Below are 20,836 nucleotides of genomic sequence, written 5' to 3'. Positions count from 1 at the left end.
GGGCCCGCCCGTCATATCACTGAGCCAGGCGCCCCAGGGTCACCCGCTCGTTATCGCCGTAATCGCGCACGGTTTCCACCTGGACGTAGCCTTGTTGCAGCAGGAGTTGACGCACCGCCTCCCCCTGATCCCAGCCGTGTTCCAGCAACAGCCAGCCACCTGGCACCAGATGGGCGGGCGCCTGGGTGACGATGAGGCGGATATCCGCCAGCCCCTGCTCCTCCGCCACCAGGGCGGAGCGCGGCTCGAAGCGCACGTCCCCCTCGTGAAGATGGGGATCCGTCCCGTCGATGTAAGGCGGGTTGGAGACGATCATCGCAAAGCGCGGTGCATCCGAGAGCGGCGCAAACCAGCTGCCGTCGCGCACCTCGATGGGCAACCCCAGGGCGGCGCTGTTGGTGCGGGCCAACGCGGCCGCGGCCGGCATCCTGTCCACCGCCCATACATCGGCATCCGGTCGCTCAGACTTGAGCGCAAGGGCGATGGCACCGGTGCCCGTGCCCAGATCCAGCAGGGCGCAGGGGCCGCCCGGCAGGCGGGCCAGCGCCTGTTCCACCAGCACCTCGGTATCGGGGCGCGGGATCAGGGTGGCCGGGCTCACTTTCAGCGGCAGCGACCAGAACTCCCGCTCACCGATGAGGTGGGCAATGGGCTCACCATTGAGGCGACGGGCAAGCCAGCCCGCCAGGGTCGCCTGCTGGGCGGCATCGAGCTCGTGCTCCGGCCAGGTCATCAGATAGCTGCGCCGGCAATCCAGCAGATGACAGAGCAGGGCATCGGCGTCGGCACGGGGGGATTCCCCAGAGGCCAGGGTCGCCATGATATGGGCACGGGCCTGCTGGATCTGCATCAGTTGCTCTCGGCCAGGGAGGCGAGCTGATCCGCCTGATACTCCTGCACCAGGGGGGTGATCACGCAGTCCAGATCCCCTTCCAGGATGTCGCCCAGACGATACAGGGTGAGGTTGATCCGGTGCTCGGAGAGACGCCCCTGGGGATAGTTGTAAGTGCGGATGCGCTCGGAGCGATCCCCGGAGCCCACCAGGTTGCGGCGGGTACTCTGCTCGGCGGCGCGGTGGCGTTCGTCCTCGGCCGCCTGCAGGCGGGCGGAGAGCACCGACATCGCCTTGGCGCGATTCTTGTGCTGGGAGCGCTCGTCCTGGCACTCCACCACCAGCCCGGTGGGCAGGTGGGTGATGCGGATGGCGGAGTCGGTCTTGTTGACGTGCTGGCCGCCGGCACCGGAGGCGCGGAAGGTGTCGATCTTCAGCTCGGAGGGGTTGATCTCCACCTGCTCGGCTTCCGGCACTTCCGGCAGCACGGCCACGGTACAGGCGGACGTGTGCACCCGGCCCTGGGATTCGGTCTCGGGGACTCGCTGCACCCGGTGGCCGCCGGACTCGAACTTGAGGCGGCCGTAGACGTGCTCGCCGTCCACCTTGGCGATCACCTCCTTGTAGCCGCCGTGTTCGCCGTCATTGCAGCTGACGATGGAGACACGCCACCCCTGACGCTCGGCGTAGCGGGAGTACATGCGGAACAGATCCCCCGCGAAAATGGCCGCCTCGTCGCCACCGGCACCGGCGCGGATCTCCAGATAGCAGTTGTTGTCATCCTTGGGGTCGCGCGGCAACAGCATCACCTGAAGCGCCTGCTCCTGCTCCTCGAAGGTCGCCTTGGCGAGCGGCAGTTCCTCCTGCGCCATCTCCCGCAGCTCGGCATCCTCTTCCTCCAGCATCAGCCGGGTGGTGTCGAGGTTCTCTTCGGCCTGGCGGAAACGCTGGAAGGCGTGAACGATATCTTCCAGCTGGGCGTATTCCCGGGTCAGGGCGCGGTATCTGTCCTGATCCGAGGCGACCCCGGGCTCCCCGAGCAGGGCCTGTACTTCTTCATGGCGCTCGATGAGGCCTTCCAGCTTTCTGATCAATGAGGGGTTCATGACTCTTGGATTCTCGATGGAGGACGGGACGGCAAAGGGCCGTCCCAACACTATGATTCTTGTGACAATCCCAGCACCTGACGCAGTTGGGCCAGTTTGTGACTGTCCCCCTGGGCGGCGGCCTGGCGCAGGGCCTGGGTCGGTGCGTGGATCAGCTTGTTGGTGAGGCGATGGGCCATGGCCTTGAGCGCCTGCTCGGCATTTTCACCCTGTTGCAGGGCCAGCAGGGCCCGCTGCAACTCTTCGTCGGCGACCTGCTGTGACTGATGGCGATAATCACGAATGAGATCCACCGAGTGCTGGCTGCGATACCAGCCCATGAACTCGTCGCGCTCTTCCTGCACGATGAGTTCCGCCTCGGCGGCCGCCCGCTTGCGGGTCTCCAGGTTCTGCTCGATGATGCCCTGCAGATCGTCCACCGTGTAGAGATAGGCATCGGAGAGCTCGTCCACCTCGGCTTCGATGTCGCGGGGCACGGCGATGTCCACCAGGAACATGGGCTTGAAACGACGCGCCTTGAGCGCCCGCTCCACCATGCCCTTGCCGATGATGGGCAGGGGGCTTGCCGTGGAGCTGATGACGATGTCCGCCTCGTGCAGGTAGTCCGGGATCTCTTCGAGCGTCATTACCTGGGCACCGAACTCCTCTGCCAGCAACTGGGCCCGTTGCAGGGTCCGGTTCGCCACCATCATCCGGGTCACGCTCTGCTCGCGCAGGTGGCGGGCCACCAGTTCGATGGTTTCGCCGGCGCCCACCAGCAGCACCTTGGTCTGGGAGAGATCGGAGAAGATACGGCGGGCCAGGCTCACGGCGGCGAAGGCCACCGACACCGCGCTGGCGCCGATCTCGGTGTCGGTGCGCACCCGTTTGGCCACCGAGAAGGATTTCTGGAACAGGCGCTCCAGGGATCCTTTCACCGCATCCGCCTGCTGGGCGTGGGCGTAGGATTGCTTGATCTGCCCCAGGATCTGCGGCTCCCCGAGCACCAGGGAGTCGAGGCCGCAGGCCACCCGCATCAGGTGTCGCACCGCTTCCTCGTCCTGGTGCCGGTAGATGGCGGAGAGCACCTCGCTCGCCTCCAGCCCGTGGAACCGCTGCAACCAGTTCAGCACCTGCTCCCCCTGCCCCTGCTCCAGGCTGCAATAGAGCTCGGTGCGGTTGCAGGTGGAGACAATCACCGCCTCGCTGACGCCAGGCTGCTCCACCAGCTCACGCAGGGCGCGATCGATGCGGTCCGGGCCAAAGGCGACCCGCTCCCGCAAGGCGACACTGGCGGTGTTGTGGTTGATTCCGAGGGCAAACAGACTCATGGGTGGGTGATGATCGTTTCATGCACAGGGTGTAGAGGCCGACAATTGTACGAGAAAGGGTAAGTCTTTAAAAGCAATACGGCCGCCCCTTATACTGTCGCAAACCTCATCTGCGGAGCTCCACCTTGTTGTTGCGTATCTTCTCCCTCGCCTGCCTGCTGGTGCTGGCGGGCTGTACCACCACCCAACCCCAGCGGGATCAGGTCAACTGGCAGCAGGAGCGCGCCCGCCTCGAACGCCTCACACACTGGCAGTTGTCGGGCAAAATGGCCATCATCACCGCCCGCCAGAAGGGCAGCGCTCGCCTCAACTGGCAGCAAAACGGCGACGACTATCGCCTCAACCTCACCAGCCTCATCGGCACCCATATTCTGGAACTCTCCCGCACCGGCGGCGAGGTGACTCTGCTCGACAACGACGGAAAACAGCACCAGAGCCAGGATGCCGAGCTCCTGGTCTATCAGCTCACCGGCTGGCACATTCCGGTGGCCGGGCTGCCTGAGTGGATCAAGGGATTGCCGGGGCAGGCCGAATTCGAGCTCAACCCCGATGCCAGCCTCGCCAGCGTGCGCGACGGCCAGTGGCAGATCGTCTACGGGGACTATCGGGATCAGGACGGCTATCGCCTGCCCCACCTGCTCACCATGACCGGGCAGGAGAGCCGTCTCAAGCTGCAGATCAACGAATGGACCCTGGCACCATGATGCACGACCAGGCGCCGATCCGCTGGCCCGCCCCGGCCAAGCTCAACCTCTTCCTGCACGTCAACGGCCGCCGCCCCGATGGCTACCACGAACTGCAGACCCTCTTCATCTTTCTCAACCACGGCGACTGGCTCGAATTCGAGCCGATCCCCGGCAGCGACCAGCTCACCTTGAGCCCGGCCATTCCCGGCGTGCCCGATGAACAAAACCTCATCATCCGGGCTGCGCGACTGTTGCAGAGCCGGTTGGCCAGTCCGCAGGGAGCCCATATCCGGCTGGAGAAGGTACTGCCCATGGGCGGTGGCATCGGGGGCGGCTCGTCGGACGCGGCCACCACCCTCGTGGCCCTGAACCACCTCTGGCAAGCCGGCTTGAGTGAAGACGAGCTGGCCGAGCTCGGCGTGCAGCTGGGCGCCGACGTGCCGGTATTCGTGCGGGGCAAGGCCGCCTTCGCAGAGGGTGTGGGGGAGCGGTTGCAACAGATCGAGGTGCCGGATGCCTGGTACCTGGTACTCAAGCCCGATTGCCATGTGGCCACCGCCGCCGTGTTCCAGGATCCCGACCTGCCCCGCAACACCCCCAAGATGACCTTGGACAATCTGCTGGCAGGAGAGTGGAAAAACGATTGCGAACTGCTGGTGAAAAAGCGCCACCCCGAGGTTGCCAATGCGCTCGGCTGGTTGCTAGAATACGCGCCGTCAAGAATGACGGGCACTGGCGCCTGCGTCTTTGCTCGATTTGAAGACGAAATGGCTGCTCGGAAGGTGTTGGCAAAAGTGCCGGAAGGCTGGGATGGGTTTGTCGCCAAGGGCGAGAACATATCACCACTCTTCGTCACTTTGCAACAAGTGAGTGATTGGGGTATCGCCAAGCGGTAAGGCAGCGGGTTTTGATCTCGCCATTCCTAGGTTCGAATCCTAGTACCCCAGCCAACTCTCTCCTTGTTGAGGCCGCATCGGGAGGTGTTGACCTCGTCGATGTGTCTTGGGCCAATCTGACGCGATGGCGCTCAAGGTGGATTCCCGTCCACCCACCCTGCGGGTGATGAGACGCCATCCTCGACATCTCCCAGAGACCTTGTCCGTCATCTTGCTAAATCGTTTGCCCCCAAACGATACGGGTCTAAAATCAGACTCCCCACATACTGGATGCAACCCCGAGGTTTCAAACCGTGCCTGACATGAAGCTGTTTGCTGGTAACGCAACGCCGGAACTAGCCCAGAAGATCGCAGATCGCCTGTTTATCAAACTCGGCAATGCTGCCGTAGGTCGCTTTAGCGACGGCGAGATCAGCGTACAGATCAACGAGAATGTACGCGGTGGCGATATCTTCATCATTCAATCCACCTGTGCCCCGACCAACGACAATTTGATGGAATTGATCGTCATGGTGGATGCACTGCGTCGTGCTTCAGCTGGCCGTATCACTGCCGTTATTCCCTACTTTGGTTATGCCCGTCAGGACCGCCGCGTCCGCTCCGCCCGTGTGCCCATCACCGCCAAGGTCGTCGCCGACTTCCTCTCCAGCGTGGGTGTGGACCGTGTGCTGACCGTTGACCTGCATGCCGAGCAGATCCAGGGCTTCTTCGACGTCCCCGTCGACAACGTGTTCGGCAGCCCGGTGCTGCTGGAAGACATGAAGGCCAAGAACCTCGAATCCCCCGTGGTCGTGTCACCGGACATCGGTGGCGTGGTCCGTGCCCGTGCCATCGCCAAGCTGCTGGACGACACCGACATCGCCATCATCGACAAGCGTCGTCCCCGTCCGAACGTCTCCCAGGTCATGCACCTGATCGGCGACGTAGCCGGTCGTGACTGCGTCATCGTCGACGACATGATCGACACCGGCGGCACCCTGTGCAAAGCGGCCGAAGCGCTGAAAGAGCGTGGTGCCAAGCGCGTGTTCGCCTATGCGACCCACCCTGTCTTCTCCGGCACAGCCGTTGAAAACATCAAGAATTCGGTCATCGACGAGCTGATCATCACCGACTCCATCCCGCTCACCCCGGAGATGAAGGCAGTCGGCAAGGTCAAGCAGCTGACCCTCTCCTCCGTGCTGGCCGAAGCGATTCGCCGCATCAGCAACGAAGAATCCATCTCTGCCATGTTCGAGCATTGATAGACCCTGTCGTGACAAAAACCGCCGAATGGCGGTTTTTGTTTTTTTGGGTGCCTGGCGCCAACCGCCAGCCTTCACTCGGCAAGAGACGAAAACCTCGGACGAGCCACCCCACCCGAGCCCTTCTGTCCGGCTTTTCCCCGACCTTGCCGCACTTTGGTTGAGTGATCGCCACTCGGCGGCTAGAATATTGCGTCCCATTGCCCCGGGTCATCCGCCCATGGCAAGTAGCGAGTGAAGACATCAAGCGTGACAAGTCAAATCAAACTGATTGTCGGGCTGGGTAATCCCGGCCCCGAATATGCCAAGACCCGCCACAATGCGGGCGCCTGGTATGTGGAGCAACTGGCACGCTGGCACAATGTCAGCCTGCGCGAAGAGCCCAAGTTCTTCGGCCACACCGCCCGCTTCCTGGTGGACGGGCAGGATGTGCGGCTGCTCATCCCGAACACCTACATGAATCTCTCCGGCAAGGCCGTGGCGGCGCTCGCGCGCTTCTACCAGATCGCCCCGGAAGAGATCCTGGTGGCCCACGACGAGCTGGACCTGCCTCCCGGCATCGCCAAGTTCAAACAAGGGGGCGGTCACGGCGGCCATAACGGCCTCAAGGACATCATCGCCAGGATGGGCAACAACAATAACTTCTTCCGGCTGCGCCTTGGCATCGGCCATCCGGGCGCCAAGGAGCTGGTCGCCGGTTTCGTGCTGACCAAGGCGCCCAGCAGTGAGCAGAGTCTGATCGAGGCCGCGCTGGACGAATCCCTGCGCGCCACCGACATCCTGTTCAAGCAGGACATGACCAAGGCCATGAATCGCCTGCACAGTTTCAAGGCCGAGAAAGTCTAGGCCTTCAGCCTGCATGGCCAGGCAGTTCAAGATGACCGGCCCCCTGGCGAGATCCCTCGCCTCGGGGTCAAGCAACACGACACGGGCCGCCCGCGCGGCCCCTTGAAGCATCCATCAACAAGGTAACAATCCATGGGTTTTAAATGCGGTATCGTGGGCCTGCCCAATGTAGGCAAATCCACCCTGTTCAATGCGCTGACCAAGGCCGGCATCGAAGCCGCCAACTTCCCGTTCTGCACCATTGAGCCGAACACGGGTGTGGTCCCCATGCCGGATCCCCGCCTCGACCAGCTGGCGGCCATCATCAATCCGCAGCGTGTCGTGCCGACCACCATGGAATTCGTGGACATCGCCGGCCTGGTGGCCGGTGCCTCCAAGGGCGAAGGCCTTGGCAACCAGTTCCTGGCCAACATCCGTGAAACCGAAGCCATCGGTCACGTGGTGCGCTGCTTCGAGGACGAGAACATCGTCCACGTGGCGGGCAAGGTCTCCCCGGCCGACGACATCGAGGTGATCAACACCGAGCTGGCCCTCTCCGACCTGGATGCCTGCGAGCGCGCCATCAATCGCCAGTCCAAGCGTGCCAAGGGCGGCGACAAGGATGCCAAGCTGGAAGTGGAAGTGCTGGAGAAGATCAAGGTAGCCCTGGAAAACGGCCAGATGATCCGCGGCATGAAGCTGGACAAGGATGAGCTGGACGCCGTCAGCCACCTCAACTTCCTGACCCTCAAACCCACCATGTACATCGCCAACGTGGCGGAAGATGGCTTCGAGAACAACCCCTACCTGGATCAGGTCCGTGAGATAGCCGCCGCCGAGAACGCCGTTGTCGTGGTCGTCTGCTGCGCCATCGAGGCGGACATCGCCGAGCTGGACGACGAAGACCGCGCCGAGTTCATGGCGGATCTCGGCATCGAGGAGCCGGGCCTGAACCGGGTGATCCGCTCCGGATACGAGCTGCTCAAGTTGCAGACCTACTTCACCGCCGGTGTGAAAGAAGTGCGCGCCTGGACCATTCCGGTAGGCGCCACCGCCCCGCAGGCCGCTGGCAAGATCCACACCGACTTCGAAAAAGGCTTTATTCGCGCCCAGACCATCGCCTTCGACGACTTTATCACCTACAAGGGTGAGCAAGGCGCCAAGGAAGCAGGCAAGATGCGCGCGGAAGGGAAAGACTACATCGTCAAGGATGGCGATATCATGAACTTCCTGTTCAACGTCTAACCCCATGAGAGGCCAGCATTTGCTGGCCTCTTTTTTATCTGGCCAGAGGCGCGATCTGGGTGCGAATGTCGTAAAAAAAACCAGATTGTTGGGCTTTTGCACGACAGCGGCCAATAACTCGCCAAACGCACCCAAATTCGTTTTTTCAAACAAAAAAAGGGTTGACGCCCCAGAGCCAGATACGCATAATTCCGGCCGCACAGTGACGAGGCAACGACTCACTGGAAGCAAGGTTGGCTATGTAGCTCAGTTGGTTAGAGCATCGCACTCATAATGCGGGGGTCACAGGTTCGAATCCCGTCATAGCCACCATCTCTAGTTGGGGTATCGCCAAGCGGTAAGGCAGCGGGTTTTGATCTCGCCATCCCTAGGTTCGAATCCTAGTACCCCAGCCATTTTTTGAATGATGTTTGATGGTCTCTGTCAGGCATCGTCGTTGGGGTATCGCCAAGCGGTAAGGCAGCGGGTTTTGATCTCGCCATCCCTAGGTTCGAATCCTAGTACCCCAGCCATTTTTGAATGATGTTTGACAGTCTCTGTCGGGCATCGCTGTTGGGGTATCGCCAAGCGGTAAGGCAGCGGGTTTTGATCTCGCCATCCCTAGGTTCGAATCCTAGTACCCCAGCCATTTTTATGTTCTCTTCCACGTTTGTGGTTGACAACAAACGGCTATGTAGCTCAGTTGGTTAGAGCATCGCACTCATAATGCGGGGGTCACAGGTTCGAATCCCGTCATAGCCACCATGTTTGAAAAACGTTCCTTCAATCATCCGATTGCAAAGAACACTGTTGGGGCATCGCCAAGCGGTAAGGCAGCGGGTTTTGATCTCGCCATACCTAGGTTCGAATCCTAGTGCCCCAGCCATTTTTGCTTGTATTCGACGCAAGTCGTGCACAAGACGGCTATGTAGCTCAGTTGGTTAGAGCATCGCACTCATAATGCGGGGGTCACAGGTTCGAATCCCGTCATAGCCACCATTATTCTTGCGGAAGTGGCGAAATTGGTAGACGCACCAGATTTAGGTTCTGGCGCCCTAGGCGTGAGAGTTCGAGTCTCTCCTTCCGCACCATCGAAAGCAGTACCAAACAGACCAGCTCAGGCTGGTTTTTTTGTATCCGGCGTTTGCCGCTCTTCTCCCCCTCTCCACGCCATCGCGCGCCTGCAACGCCACCTCATGTATCAACGGCTAAGCCTTGTGTTCTCCTCTGCGACGGCGCAATGCCCTGCTCCGGCGTGATGCCGCCCTTTTCATCTCGCAGAGCGCTGCGGGCAATAAAAAGGCGGCCCGCAGGCCGCCATATCGTTTGCTGTCGTCAGAACGGGAAGAACCAGGGGATGGCGATGACGCTCACCACCATCACCAGCAAGGTGAAGGGCACGCCGATGCGCACGAAGTCCATGAACTTGTAGTTGCCCGGGCCCAGCACCAGGGTGTTGACCGGAGACGAGACCGGCGTCATGAAGGCTGCCGAGGCGGCGATGGCGATGGTCATGGCAAAGGGATAAGGCGACACCCCCATCTGATGGGCCGTACCCAGCGCGATGGGCGCCATCAGCACCGCCGTCGCCGTGTTGGAGATGAAGAGCCCGATGACGGCACAGAGCACGAAGAGGCTGGCCAGCATCACCCTGGGGCCCATCTCCCCCACTGCCGAGATGAGCGCGCCGACGATGAGATCCACCCCGCCGGTCTGCTGCAATGCAAGGGCAAAGGGCAGCATGCCCACGATGAGGATCAGGGTCGGCCAGTGGATGGACTTGTAGGCACTCTCCAGATCGATGCAGCGGAACTTGCCCATCAGCAGGCAGGCGATGAGCGCCGCGATCACGTTGGGCACGGGATCCGTCACCATCAGTACTATCATGACCCCGAGGGCAATCAGGGCGTGGATGGCCTGGCTGCGGGCCGGCGCCATCTCGTCCACTTCCGCAGGCAGGCCCAGCAGCAGAAAATCGCGATGATGGGTCTGCAACTGACGAATGAGGCTCCAGTTCCCCACCACCAGCAGGGTATCCCCCATCTGCAGCGCCTCGTCCACCAGCTTGCCGGTCAGCGCCTCTCCATCCCGGCGGATCCCCACCACGCTCAGACCGTAACGGGAACGGAAGGTCACCTCGCGGATGCTCTTGCCGAGCAGCCGGGAGCCGGGGATGAGGGAGACCTCCGCCATACCCACCTCCCGCGCCTGGTCGGAGAAATACTCCCCGCGCAATATCATGGGTTCTAGCCGCGCCTCGCTGCAAAACTCCCGCACATCCACCTCGGGATCCGACATGTCGATGAGCAGCACGTCCTTGGCCTGGAACTCGGTCACCCCGGTGACACTGACCATCACCCGCCTGAACTTGCGCCAGCGCTCCATCCCGATGACGTTGGCCCCGAAGCGGGCACGCAATTGCAGCTCGTCCAGGGTCTGGCCGATCAGGGGGGAATCGGGCCGGATCGCCAGTCGGCGTGCTCGCCCGGCCAGCCGGTAGTCACGGATGAGATCCCGCATGGTGCTGCGTCCCATCTGCTTGCCCTTGCCCTCTTCCCCTTCACGCACCAGACGGTTGCGCATCAGCAGCATGTAGAGGATCCCCATCCCCAGAATGATGACCCCCATGGGGGTGAAGCCGAAGAAGCCGAACCCCTGGATGTCGTGACGCATCAGTTCACTGTTCACCACCATGTTGGGCGGCGTCGCCACCAGCGTCATCATGCCGCTGATAAGGCCGGCAAAGCCGAGCGGCATCATCAGTCTGCCCGCCGGGATCCCCATCCGGTTCGCCACGCTCAGCACCACGGGGATGAAGATGGCCACCACCCCGGTCGAACTCATCACGGCCCCCAGGGTCGCCACCGCCACCATCAGCAGCACCAGCATGCGGGTTTCGCTGCTGCCGGCAACCTTCACCAGGGCATCTCCCACCTGATAGGCGATGCCGGTACGCACCAGCCCCTCCCCCACCACGAACAGGGCGGCAATCAGAATGACGTTGGGATCGCTGAATCCTGCCAGCGCCTGCGGCAGGGTCAGGGTGCCGCTCAACACGAACAGGATGATGATCAACAAGGCGACCACGTCCATGCGTACCTTGTTGGTAATAAACAGGAGAATGGCTCCCACCAGCATGCTGAGCACCCAGATCAACTCGGAATTCACACTTGCTCCTTTTGTTCAACGTCAACCACGGCCGGCCTCGGACGCCATCAGACCACAGAGCCCGTCCCCCTGATTTGTTACATATCAAGAAAGAGGAGACCGCATCATCTCACATTCAGGTTCAGTTGCGGCCATTTTACCGGTCCGTGAACGCAGACGGTCGCCCTTCACATGTCGGGGTAAAAAGTGCTGCACGCTCCCCCCGCCCCTCCTAAAATGGGCCCGCCGCGGCCTGAGCCGCCCTCTCACCCCTTGCCCTTCGGAGACGACATGACCCAGCACACCCCGGCCTACCCGGCATTCACCTTCTTCAGCCGCTTTGTCGCCGACATCCAGGCTGGCCGAAAGACCATCACCATCCGCGACGAGAGCGAGGCTAACTGGCGGCCCGGCCAGCGCCTGGCCCTGTTCACCAACCCGGAACACCAGCCTTTTGGCACCATTGAAGTCATCTCGGTCAAGGCGGTCGCCTTTGAGGCGCTGAGCGACGAGCACGCCCGTCAGGAGAACATGACCCTCCCCGAGCTTAAAGATGTGATCCGCGATATCTACCCCGCACTGCCGCCCCTCTATGTGATTGAATTCGTGCTGATTGAAGCCTGATTTTGTGAGCTGCCTCAGCTAACGCCGGTTGCGCTCACAGGCCAAAAGCGCACAATGACTGTTTTTATATACAGTCATTGGTGTCTTATGAAAAAACAACTCGAACCGGCCATCGCAGCCATGGTGGCAGACTTCATCGCCGCAGGTCGTCCCAAGGCGAGCCAGCTGAGCTGGCAGGCGCGCCGTGACGGCTACCTAGCCTCTGCCCTGTTGGGCGGTGAGCGGGAAGAGGTGGGCGCCATTGAAGAGTGGCAGGCCGATCTCCACGCCATCCGCTGCTATCGGCCCGCAGACAAACCGGACCCCGCGTATCCGGTGCTGATCTATTTTCACGGCGGCTGTTTTGTCAGCGGGGATTTCGAGACCCATGATCGCCAGATGCGGATGCTGTGCAACCGGGCCAGTGCCCTGATCTTCGCCGTACATACCCGCCTCGCCCCGGAACACACCTATCCTGCGGCTCACGACGATGCGCTGGCCGCCACACGGGCCATCATGGCCGAGGTGGAGAAATGGCATGGGGATCCGGCACGTCTCGCCATTGCCGGCGACAGCGCAGGGGGTCATCTCGCCCTGATCACCACCTTGCGGCTCAAGGCTGCCAACGCCCCCTTGCCCAAGGCCCTGCTGCTTCTCTATCCCATGCTGGATGCCCTCTGCGAGAGCCAAAGCTACCGCGATCTCGGTGACGACTACCTCATCACCCGGGACATGCTCGCAAGCGGTTTTCACGCCTACCTTGGCAGCCTGCCCCCCAGCCATCCCGAAGCCAGCCCGCTCCACCATCCCGCCCTGTCAGGATTACCGCCGACCCATATCGTCACGGCGGAATATGATCCGCTGCGCGACGAAGGGGAAGCCCTGTATGGCAAGCTGGTGCAGGCTGGCGTCGATGCCACTTGCCAGCGGCAGCATGGCGTCATCCACGGCTACTTCCAACTGGCGGCCATCAGCCCTGCCGCTCGTCAGCTCATCGACCAGATAGCCATGATGCTCAGAAGACTCTGAGTTGGAACCGGCCCCCAAGCCGTGTTAAAAGTGTCTCTTTTGAATCAGGGAGGTAACCCGCGTGTTCGAGATAGCGAGCCTGAAAGAGGGCATGATGCACGGGGTGGAGCTGTTCCAGCTGCTGCTGGAGATCATCTCCATCGCCTGCGTGGTCATCGGCCTTGGCAAGACCCTCTGGCTGGCGGCCAGAGTGCGGGATCACGAGCCCGGCTTTCCCCGTATCCGCCTCTGCTTCGGCAGCTGGCTTATCCTGGCGCTGGAGTTCCAGCTCGCCGCCGACATCCTGGCCACCACGGTGGCACCGAGCAAGGAGGAGCTGGTGCGCCTCGCCATCATCGCGGTCATCCGCACCTTCCTGAACTACTTCCTCGGCAAGGAGCTCGATGCCCAGGCCGAGCGCCAGCAGGAAAAACAGACATAAGCCTGAGCCACAACCCCGGGTGGATTACATGAGCCGCGACATGGGAACACTGCCAGGCCCATGTCGTTCAATGATAAATAAATGACCGTAACAGATTGAAAATAAATGAGTAAATAATCGAATCCACGCTGATTATTTATCCCGTTTGATGCAAGTAACACCCCCTCTTACTATGTTTGTGACCTATCCATGGCCGGCCCCCTGTCGCCGGCCTTTACACTGGCATAGCAAGTGGACAATGCATGATCACCACAGACGGTAATAACGCGGTCGCCTCAGTGGCCTACCGCACCAGCGAAGTCATCGCCATCTACCCCATCACCCCCAGTTCCAGCATGGCGGAGCAGGCGTCGGCCTGGTCGAGCGATCGGGGCCTGAACCTGTGGGGCGACGTGCCTCGCGTGGTCGAGATGCAGTCGGAGGGCGGGGCCATCGCCACCGTCCACGGCGCCTTGCAGACCGGCGCACTGGCGACCTCCTTTACCTCGTCCCAGGGCCTGCTGCTGATGATCCCCAACCTCTACAAGTTGGCGGGTCAGCTCGTTCCCTTCGTACTCCACGTGGCGGCGCGTACCGTGGCGACCCATGCCCTGTCGATTTTTGGCGATCACTCGGACGTGATGGCGGTGCGCCAGACCGGCTGCGCCATGCTCTGTGCCAGCAACGTGCAGGAGGCGCAGGATTTTGCCCTGATCGCCCAGGTGGCCAGCCTCAACAGCCGGCTGCCCTTCATCCACTTCTTCGACGGCTTTCGCACCTCCCACGAGATAGCCAAGATAGTGCCGCTGGCGGACGACACCCTGCGTGCCCTGCTGCCGGAAGCCGCCATCCGTGCCCACCGCGAGCGCGCCCTGAGCCCGGATCACCCCGTCGTGCGCGGCATCGCCGCCAACCCGGACACCTATTTCCAGTGCCGGGAGGCCACCAACCCCTGGTATGACGACGCTTATCGTCACGTGAGCGAGGCGATGCAAGCCTTCGGCGAACAGACCGGGCGCCACTACCAGCCGTTCGAATACCTGGGTCATCCAGAAGCCGAGCGGGTGCTGGTGCTGATGGGTTCCGCCATCGGCACCTGTGAGGAGGTGATAGCGCGTCTGATCGAGCAAGGGGAGAAGGTGGGGCTGGTGAAGGTACGCCTCTACCGCCCCTTCTCAGCCTCCCACCTGCTGGCTGTCATTCCCGAGAGCGCCCGCAAGATTGCGGTGCTGGATCGCACCAAGGAGCCGGGCGCCCAGGCCGAGCCGCTCTATCTGGATGTGATGAGCGCGCTGGCCGAGGCGGTCAGCCGGGGCGAGCGTGCCAGCCTGCCGCGGGTCATCGGCGGTCGCTACGGCCTCTCCTCCAAGGAGTTCAATCCGGCCTGCGTGCAGGCCATCTTCGATGAGCTGGCACTGGACAACCCGAGGCCGCGCTTCACCGTCGGCATCTTCGACGACGTCACCGGCCTCTCCCTGCCCCTGCCGAAACTCGATTATCCGAGCCCCGGCCTTGGCAACCAGCACAAGCTGGAGGCGCTCTTCTACGGCCTTGGCAGCGACGGCACCGTCTCAGCGGCCAAGAACAGCATCAAGATCCTCGGCAATCACACCCCGCTCTATCCCCAGGGCTACTTCGTCTACGACTCCAAGAAGGCGGGGGGCCTCACCGTCTCCCACCTGAGGGTGAATGAACGGCCGGTGCAATCGGCCTACCTGGTGGACGAGGCGGACTTCATCGGCTGCCACCAGTGGCAGTTCATCGACATGTACCAGATGGCGGAGCGGCTGAGGCCAGACGGGATCTTCCTGCTCAACAGCCCCTACGACGCCGAACAGCTCTGGCAGCGACTGCCGCAAGAGGTGCAACAGGTGTTGCGCAAGAAACGCGCCCGCCTCTACACCATCAACGCCGCTAGGATTGCCCGGGAATGCCAGCTCGGCAACCGCATCAATACCGTGATGCAGATGGCCTTCTTCCAGCTGACCGCCATCATACCGCCGACAGAGGCCACCGAGTTGCTCAAGCAGGCCATCGCATCGAGCTATGGCAACAAGAGCGCCGAGCTGGTCGAGCGCAACTGGCAGGCACTGGCCGCCACCTGCGAGGCTCTCACCCCAGTGCCGCTGCAGGCACTTGACCCATCCAGCCACCAGCGCCCCCCCGTGGTGTCGGCCAAAGCCCCCGACTTCGTGCAGACCGTCACCGCCGCCATGCTGGCGGGGCTCGGCGACAGCCTGCCGGTCTCGGCCTTCCCGCCGGACGGCACCTGGCCTGTGGGCACCACCCGCTGGGAGAAACGCAACATCGCCAAGGAGGTGCCAATCTGGCAGGCGGACTTGTGCACCCAGTGCAACTACTGCGTAGCGGCCTGCCCGCACTCGGCCATCCGCGCCAAGGTGGTGGACAAGGACGCGCTGGCCGATGCCCCCGCGACCCTGGACGCGCTGGATGTGAAGGCCCGCGATATGCGCGGTCAGCAATATGTGCTGCAGGTGGCGCCTGAGGATTGCACCGGCTGCAACCTCTGCGTCGAGGTGTGCCCGGCCAAGGATCGCACCGATCCGAGCCGCAAGGCGATCAACATGGAGTCCAGGCTCGACCACCTCGATGCCCAGAAGGCGAACTACGACTTCTTCCTGGACCTGCCTGAGCGCACGGCTGAGCAGTTGGAGCGCATCGACATTCGCACCTCCCAGCTCATCTCGCCGCTGTTCGAATACTCCGGCGCTTGCTCAGGCTGTGGTGAAACCCCCTACATCAAGCTGCTGACCCAGCTCTACGGGGACAGGCTGCTGATCGCCAACGCCACCGGTTGCTCGTCGATTTATGGCGGCAACCTGCCCACCACCCCCTACACCACCAACGCCGAGGGCCGTGGCCCGGCCTGGGCGAACTCCTTGTTCGAAGACAACGCCGAATTTGGCTTGGGCTTCAGGCTCACCGTGGATCAGCATCGCGACCGGGTACGCCGCCTGATGGCGGGTCTGGGTGATGTCGTCCCGGCAGAGCTGCAGCAAGGGCTACAAGACGCCAGCCTGCCGGTCTCCGAGCAACGCGCCCATATCGAACAGTTGCGCAGCCTGCTGCAGGGCCGCACCGAGCCGGGCGCGGCTGAGTTGGCCCGGGATGCGGACCACCTGGTGGACAAGTCGGTCTGGCTCATCGGCGGCGATGGCTGGGCCTATGACATCGGCTTCGGCGGCCTGGATCACGTGCTGAGTCTGGGGGAGAACATCAACGTGCTGGTGCTCGACACCCAGTGCTACTCCAACACCGGTGGCCAGCAATCCAAGGCGACGCCGCTCGGCGCCATCACCAAGTTTGGCGAGCAGGGCAAGCGCAAGGCGCGCAAGGATCTCGGCGCCAGCGTCATGATGTATGGCCACGTCTATGTGGCGCAGATCTCCCTCGGCGCCCAGATGAACCAGACGGTGAAGGCCATTCAGGAGGCGGAAGCCTACCCGGGCCCGTCCCTCATCATCGCCTACAGCCCCTGCGAGGAGCACGGCTACGATCTGGCCCAGAGCCACGAGCAGATGAAGCAGCTGACCGCCACCGGCTTCTGGCCGCTCTACCGCTACGACCCCCGTCGCAGCGAGGAGGGCAAGGCGCCGCTGGCGCTGGATTCCAGGGCCCCCAGCGTATCGCTTGCCGAGACCCTGCAACAGGAGCCCCGCTTCAAGCGCCTCGAGCGCCAGCTGCCGGAGATCGCCTCCCAGCTCTATCGGGAGGCGGAGCTGGATGCGAACCGTCGCTTCGCCTGGCTGAGCCAGCTCGCCGGCAAGGAGGCGCCAGCGCAGGAGTAAACGGCCCACACATGAGCGGTTAACGGCCAAACAAAGAGGGCTCCCCGCGGGGAGCCCTCTTTGTATCCGATAGCAACTATCAGACGTGCTTGCTGGCCAGCTCGTGGCGCTTCAATGCCAGCAAGGTGACCAGCAGGGCGGCGGTGGCGATCAGCGCCATGCCGATATAGGTGGCGCTGAAACCGGGTACCAGTTCGGCCGGGCTCAGGCTGGCCAGATTGGGGCTGCTGCCTGCTGGCAGGGCGGCATGGAACAACACGGCGCAGATGGCGACACCGACCGCCCCGCCCAGCTCCCGCCCGAAGTTGAACAGGGACATGCCGATGCCGCGATCTTCCCGCGGCAGGGCATTTTGCACCACCACCGACAGCGCCGGCAGCACCAGACCAAGGCCGATACCGGCAAACGCCAGTCCCAGTCTGGCCCAGACGTCGAAGTGGATCTGCCACAGGGCCAGCGCTGCCAGGGCAAAACCTGCCACCACGAAACGCTTGTAGTGACCGGTGCGACCGATGAGCTTGCCGCCGAAGAAGGCCCCCGCCGTGATGCAGACCATGAAGATCACCATGATCCCGCCACTGTCACTGGCACTCATCCCCTTTTGCCACTGCATCTGCAACGGCAGGTAGACCAGCACGGCAAACATCAGCAGCTGCGAGGCCAGCGCCAGCAGCACGCTCACCAGATAACCCGGCAGGCGCACCAGGTGGGCTGGCAGTATGGGGTCGTGCGCCCGCCGCTCCACCAGGATCAGCAGCAACAAGGCCGCCCCCAGCGCAGCCGCGAGCCAGACGGCGGGCAAGGCCGCCTCCGGCGAGAGCAGCAACAGGGTGAGGGTGGTGACCGTGATGAGCAGTGCCGCTCCCTTCCAGTCGAAGCGGCTGTGGCGGCGCACATTGAGGTGACCCAGATTGCGGTTCACCAGCCAGAGGGCGATAGCGCCGAGCGGCAGATTGATCCAGAAGATCCAGCGCCAGCTGAGCTGCTCGGTAAAATAGCCACCGAGCAGCGGGCCTGCGATGCTGGAGACCGCATAGACCGCCGAGATATACCCCTGATACTTGCCCACCTCCCGTGGCGGAATACAGTCGGCGATCACGGTAAAGGCGAGCGCGATCAGCCCTCCGCCCCCCAACCCTTGCAGCACGCGGGCGGCCAGCAGGGTTGGCAGATCCTGGGCCAGGGCGCAGGCCACTGATCCAGCCAGAAACAGGCCGATACCGATGTTGAGCATGCGTACCCGGCCGAACATGTCGCTCAACTTGCCATAGATGGGCAGGGCCGCAGTGGCCGCCAGCAGATAGGCGGTCACTACCCAGGTGAGGGCGGCACCGGCGTTCAGCTCAACCCCTATGATGGGCAAGGGCGTGGTGACGATGCTCTTTTCCAGTGAGCCCAGGGCGATCACCAGGGCCACGCTCGAGAAGACGGTTTTGGGGGACATAGGCAGGCTCGCTCATGTGAGATATCGGCACAGGGGGTGCAAGGCACATTATTGTCTCATATGTCATTAGCCGATGGTCAAAACCACTGCCAACCATGATGAAGGTCGCGACATCTGCAAGCCGGATCTGCTAGGGTGAGTCTTTGCCGAAGAGGACGCCCCCATGCCCCAGTCATCCCCCTGCGATCATCACCAGAGTGAACAGCCCCGATTCGACGAGTACGACGCCCTGATCTTCGACATGGATGGCACCCTGGTGGACTCCATGCCACTGCACCTGGATGCCTGGGAAATCACCAGTGCCGAGTTCGGCCTGCCGTTTGATCGGGCACAGCTCAACGAGTACGGCGGCATCCCCACCCGCAAGATAGTGACCATGCTGGCAGAGCAGCACGGGATGACCATCGACGTGGAAGCCTTTGCCCGGCGCAAGGTGGCCCTCTACCTGGCACGGATCGACGACGTCCGGGTGTTTCCCGCCATGTGGGAGCTGGTCAGGCAGTACCACGGCAAGGTCCCCATGGGCATAGGCACCGGCTCAACCCGGGAACATGCGGCGCACATCCTGCGTCAGACCGGGCTCGATGCCTTCATCTCCGTGCTGGTGAGTGCCGATGATGTGGTCAATCACAAGCCCCACCCGGACACCTTCCTGAAAGTGGCCGAGCAGCTCGGCGCCAACCCGGCCAACTGCCTGGTGTTTGAAGACACCCGGATAGGCATTCAGGCGGGCAAGGCCGCCGGCATGACCACCTTGCTGGCCGATCAGGGCGCACTTTACCCGCGCTAGTATGGGTAAACGTTCCTGACCACCAATAGAAACGCCTCCACAAAGGAGGCGCTTCTATATCTCGAATCATTAGCTTGATGTTCTCAAGGCCATGTGATGCGGATGATACCTAGACCTGTGCTCATTGAACCCATACAACTTTTATATAGGTCAATCGACATTTTATTTAAGGCCCTGCTTTCGCGATGATATACCAGTCATCTAAACTGTCATATCTAGGTACGTCTTATACCCCATCCTTCTGGCAGTATTAGTGGGTTGAATCGCCCCTACTTTCCTAGACACCTCAAGAGCCTCAAACTGAGGTCAATCAGGAGGTGTTATGAGCAAGCAGCAACGTTACACGGAAGAATTCAAACTGGCCGCCGTCAAGCAGGTGACTGAGCGCCATTACCCAGTGGCAGAGGTCGCTGAGCGACTTGGTGTTTCCAGCCACAGTCTTTACGCCTGGATCAGGCGCTACAGCCAGCCCGCCGTGCAGCAACAGCATGACTCCAGCCAGCAAGCCGAAATTCGGCGCCTCAAGGCTGAACTGCGCCGCGTCACCGATGAGCGAGATATCTTAAAAAAGGCCGCCGCGTACTTTGCCAAGCTGTCAGGGTAAGGTACGCCTTCATCCGGGTGCACGCGTCCACACATCCCATCCGCCGACTGTGTCGGATGATGAATGTCCACCCGAGCGGTTATTACGCCTGGCAGCACCAGCCTTTATCTGCCCGCGCACTTGAAGACCAACGCCTCCTGGGCCAGATCAAGCAATGTTGGCTAGAAAGCGGGGGCGTCTATGGCTATCGCAAGATCCGGGATGACCTGCGAGAGATGGGCGAGACCTGTGGGAAACACCGGGTGGCGCGATTAATGCGTCATGAAGGTTTGCGTTCACAAACCGGTTATCGTCGCCGTCCCGGTCATTATGGTGGCCGGCCAACGGTGGTTGCACCGAATCATCTTGAACGCCAGTTCGATGTGACTGAGCCAAATAAGGTCTGGGTAACGGACATCACTTATATTCGAACCCATGAAGGCTGGCTCTATCTGGCCGCGGTATTGGATTTGTTTTCACGACAAGTCATTGGTTGGTCAATGGGGCCACGGATCGACCGAGAGTTGGCCATCAGCGCGTTACTGATGGCAGTGTGGCGACGGCGACCCGAGCAGGAAGTGCTGGTTCATTCTGACCAAGGGAGCCAGTTTAGCAGCTATGACTGGCAGGATTTTTTGCGGGAGCACCGGCTCAAGGCCAGCATGAGCAGACGTGGCAATTGCCATGATAACGCGGTGGCGGAGAGTTTCTTCCAACTCCTCAAACGCGAGCGGATCCGACGTAAAACCTATGCAGATCGGGAGGAGGCCCGGCAGGATGTGTTCGATTACATTGAAATGTTTTACAACCCCAAGCGTCGGCACAGTTTCAACAATGGGCTATCGCCAGTAGAGTGTGAAAAGCAATATTTCGAACGGCTCAAAAGTGTCTAGAGAAGCCGGGGCGATTCA

General features: G+C 61.9%; 16 protein-coding genes and 9 tRNA genes. 20 read left to right on the top strand and 5 right to left on the bottom strand.

Going from position 1 to position 20,836, the window contains the following annotated elements:
* Nucleotides 1–16: 16 nt before the first annotated feature.
* From prmC to hemA, 3 genes are read right to left on the bottom strand one after another with little or no spacing between them, the layout of a single operon-like run.
* Nucleotides 17–850: a peptide chain release factor N(5)-glutamine methyltransferase gene (prmC, locus tag AB5Y80_RS12435; protein WP_039039602.1), complete on the bottom strand. Its 834-nt coding sequence runs from the start codon at nt 848–850 to the stop codon at nt 17–19.
* Nucleotides 850–1,938 carry a peptide chain release factor 1 gene (gene prfA / locus AB5Y80_RS12430; protein ID WP_039039601.1) on the bottom strand — a complete coding sequence of 363 codons (1,089 nt, stop codon included), beginning with the start codon at nt 1,936–1,938 and terminating at the stop codon, nt 850–852. Before prfA ends, prmC begins: the two co-directional genes overlap by 1 nt.
* Nucleotides 1,939–1,988: 50 nt before the next feature.
* Nucleotides 1,989–3,248, bottom strand: a complete 1,260-nt coding sequence (gene hemA / locus AB5Y80_RS12425; protein ID WP_223955661.1) for a glutamyl-tRNA reductase — start codon at nt 3,246–3,248, stop codon at nt 1,989–1,991.
* Between the two features lie 125 nt (nt 3,249–3,373).
* Between hemA and lolB the strand changes: the two genes are divergently transcribed.
* The 14 genes from lolB (at nt 3,374) to AB5Y80_RS12355 (ending at nt 9,211) form a co-directional block, all read left to right on the top strand.
* Nucleotides 3,374–3,952 carry a lipoprotein insertase outer membrane protein LolB gene (gene lolB / locus AB5Y80_RS12420; RefSeq protein WP_039039599.1) on the top strand — a complete coding sequence of 193 codons (579 nt, stop codon included), beginning with the start codon at nt 3,374–3,376 and terminating at the stop codon, nt 3,950–3,952.
* Nucleotides 3,952–4,830 carry a 4-(cytidine 5'-diphospho)-2-C-methyl-D-erythritol kinase gene (gene ispE, locus AB5Y80_RS12415; protein WP_368173024.1) on the top strand — a complete coding sequence of 293 codons (879 nt, stop codon included), beginning with the start codon at nt 3,952–3,954 and terminating at the stop codon, nt 4,828–4,830. The genes lolB and ispE overlap by 1 nt, the downstream gene beginning before the upstream one ends.
* Nucleotides 4,810–4,884: transfer RNA gene (locus tag AB5Y80_RS12410), tRNA-Gln, on the top strand. Before ispE ends, AB5Y80_RS12410 begins: the two co-directional genes overlap by 21 nt.
* Nucleotides 4,885–5,123: 239 nt before the next feature.
* Nucleotides 5,124–6,071, top strand: coding sequence for a ribose-phosphate pyrophosphokinase (locus AB5Y80_RS12405; RefSeq protein ID WP_010673845.1), 948 nt, complete (start codon nt 5,124–5,126; stop codon nt 6,069–6,071).
* A 249-nt stretch (nt 6,072–6,320) separates the two neighbouring features.
* Nucleotides 6,321–6,917 carry an aminoacyl-tRNA hydrolase gene (pth, locus tag AB5Y80_RS12400; RefSeq protein WP_041215615.1) on the top strand — a complete coding sequence of 199 codons (597 nt, stop codon included), beginning with the start codon at nt 6,321–6,323 and terminating at the stop codon, nt 6,915–6,917.
* Nucleotides 6,918–7,049: 132 nt separating this feature from the next.
* On the top strand, nt 7,050–8,141 hold the full coding sequence (gene ychF / locus AB5Y80_RS12395) for a redox-regulated ATPase YchF (RefSeq protein ID WP_010673843.1): 1,092 nt from the start codon (nt 7,050–7,052) through the stop codon (nt 8,139–8,141).
* A gap of 235 nt (nt 8,142–8,376) precedes the next feature.
* A tRNA-Met gene (locus AB5Y80_RS12390) sits at nt 8,377–8,453 on the top strand.
* An 8-nt stretch (nt 8,454–8,461) separates the two neighbouring features.
* Nucleotides 8,462–8,536 (top strand) — tRNA-Gln (locus tag AB5Y80_RS12385).
* A gap of 42 nt (nt 8,537–8,578) precedes the next feature.
* Nucleotides 8,579–8,653, top strand: a tRNA-Gln gene (locus tag AB5Y80_RS12380).
* A 41-nt stretch (nt 8,654–8,694) separates the two neighbouring features.
* Nucleotides 8,695–8,769 (top strand) — tRNA-Gln (locus AB5Y80_RS12375).
* Between the two features lie 39 nt (nt 8,770–8,808).
* A tRNA-Met gene (locus AB5Y80_RS12370) sits at nt 8,809–8,885 on the top strand.
* A 46-nt stretch (nt 8,886–8,931) separates the two neighbouring features.
* A tRNA-Gln gene (locus AB5Y80_RS12365) sits at nt 8,932–9,006 on the top strand.
* A gap of 36 nt (nt 9,007–9,042) precedes the next feature.
* A tRNA-Met gene (locus AB5Y80_RS12360) sits at nt 9,043–9,119 on the top strand.
* Nucleotides 9,120–9,127: 8 nt separating this feature from the next.
* Nucleotides 9,128–9,211 (top strand) — tRNA-Leu (locus AB5Y80_RS12355).
* 244 nt (nt 9,212–9,455) lie between these two features.
* On the opposite strand, the gene AB5Y80_RS12350 is transcribed toward AB5Y80_RS12355, so the two are convergent.
* A complete protein-coding gene (locus AB5Y80_RS12350; RefSeq protein WP_042014550.1) occupies nt 9,456–11,288 on the bottom strand; it encodes an SLC13 family permease in 1,833 nt (610 codons plus the stop codon).
* A 270-nt stretch (nt 11,289–11,558) separates the two neighbouring features.
* On the opposite strand from AB5Y80_RS12350, the gene yqfB reads away from it, so the two are divergent.
* The 4 genes from yqfB to nifJ all read left to right on the top strand — a co-directional run bounded on the left by yqfB (nt 11,559) and on the right by nifJ (nt 17,108).
* Nucleotides 11,559–11,891, top strand: coding sequence for a N(4)-acetylcytidine aminohydrolase (yqfB, locus tag AB5Y80_RS12345; RefSeq protein WP_042014549.1), 333 nt, complete (start codon nt 11,559–11,561; stop codon nt 11,889–11,891).
* 87 nt (nt 11,892–11,978) lie between these two features.
* On the top strand, nt 11,979–12,899 hold the full coding sequence (locus tag AB5Y80_RS12340; RefSeq protein ID WP_368172999.1) for an alpha/beta hydrolase: 921 nt from the start codon (nt 11,979–11,981) through the stop codon (nt 12,897–12,899).
* Between the two features lie 61 nt (nt 12,900–12,960).
* A complete protein-coding gene (locus AB5Y80_RS12335; RefSeq protein WP_111736082.1) occupies nt 12,961–13,320 on the top strand; it encodes a DUF1622 domain-containing protein in 360 nt (119 codons plus the stop codon).
* A 242-nt stretch (nt 13,321–13,562) separates the two neighbouring features.
* Complete coding sequence (nifJ, locus tag AB5Y80_RS12330; protein WP_368172998.1) at nt 13,563–17,108, top strand: pyruvate:ferredoxin (flavodoxin) oxidoreductase; 3,546 nt, start codon at nt 13,563–13,565, stop codon at nt 17,106–17,108.
* A gap of 79 nt (nt 17,109–17,187) precedes the next feature.
* On the opposite strand, the gene AB5Y80_RS12325 is transcribed toward nifJ, so the two are convergent.
* Nucleotides 17,188–18,552: an MDR family MFS transporter gene (locus AB5Y80_RS12325; RefSeq protein WP_368172997.1), complete on the bottom strand. Its 1,365-nt coding sequence runs from the start codon at nt 18,550–18,552 to the stop codon at nt 17,188–17,190.
* A gap of 163 nt (nt 18,553–18,715) precedes the next feature.
* Here AB5Y80_RS12325 and AB5Y80_RS12320 point away from each other — a divergent pair, with 163 nt between their 5' ends.
* Together AB5Y80_RS12320 and AB5Y80_RS12315 are read left to right on the top strand one after the other, a co-directional pair.
* Nucleotides 18,716–19,342 carry an HAD family phosphatase gene (locus AB5Y80_RS12320; RefSeq protein WP_167824747.1) on the top strand — a complete coding sequence of 209 codons (627 nt, stop codon included), beginning with the start codon at nt 18,716–18,718 and terminating at the stop codon, nt 19,340–19,342.
* Nucleotides 19,343–19,664: 322 nt separating this feature from the next.
* Nucleotides 19,665–20,818 (top strand): IS3-like element ISAeca4 family transposase gene (locus tag AB5Y80_RS12315; RefSeq protein ID WP_139739419.1). Its coding sequence is split into 2 segments (ribosomal slippage): nt 19,665–19,902 and nt 19,902–20,818, totalling 1,155 coding nucleotides; the frame shifts between segments, so codons are not numbered across the junction.
* Nucleotides 20,819–20,836 lie beyond the last annotated feature (18 nt).

The sequence above is a fragment of the Aeromonas sp. R2-1 genome, assembly GCF_040908425.1.
Taxonomy (GTDB): domain Bacteria; phylum Pseudomonadota; class Gammaproteobacteria; order Enterobacterales; family Aeromonadaceae; genus Aeromonas; species Aeromonas caviae.
Note: the sequence above shows the minus strand (reverse complement) of the source record. Positions and strands in the feature narration are given on the sequence as shown.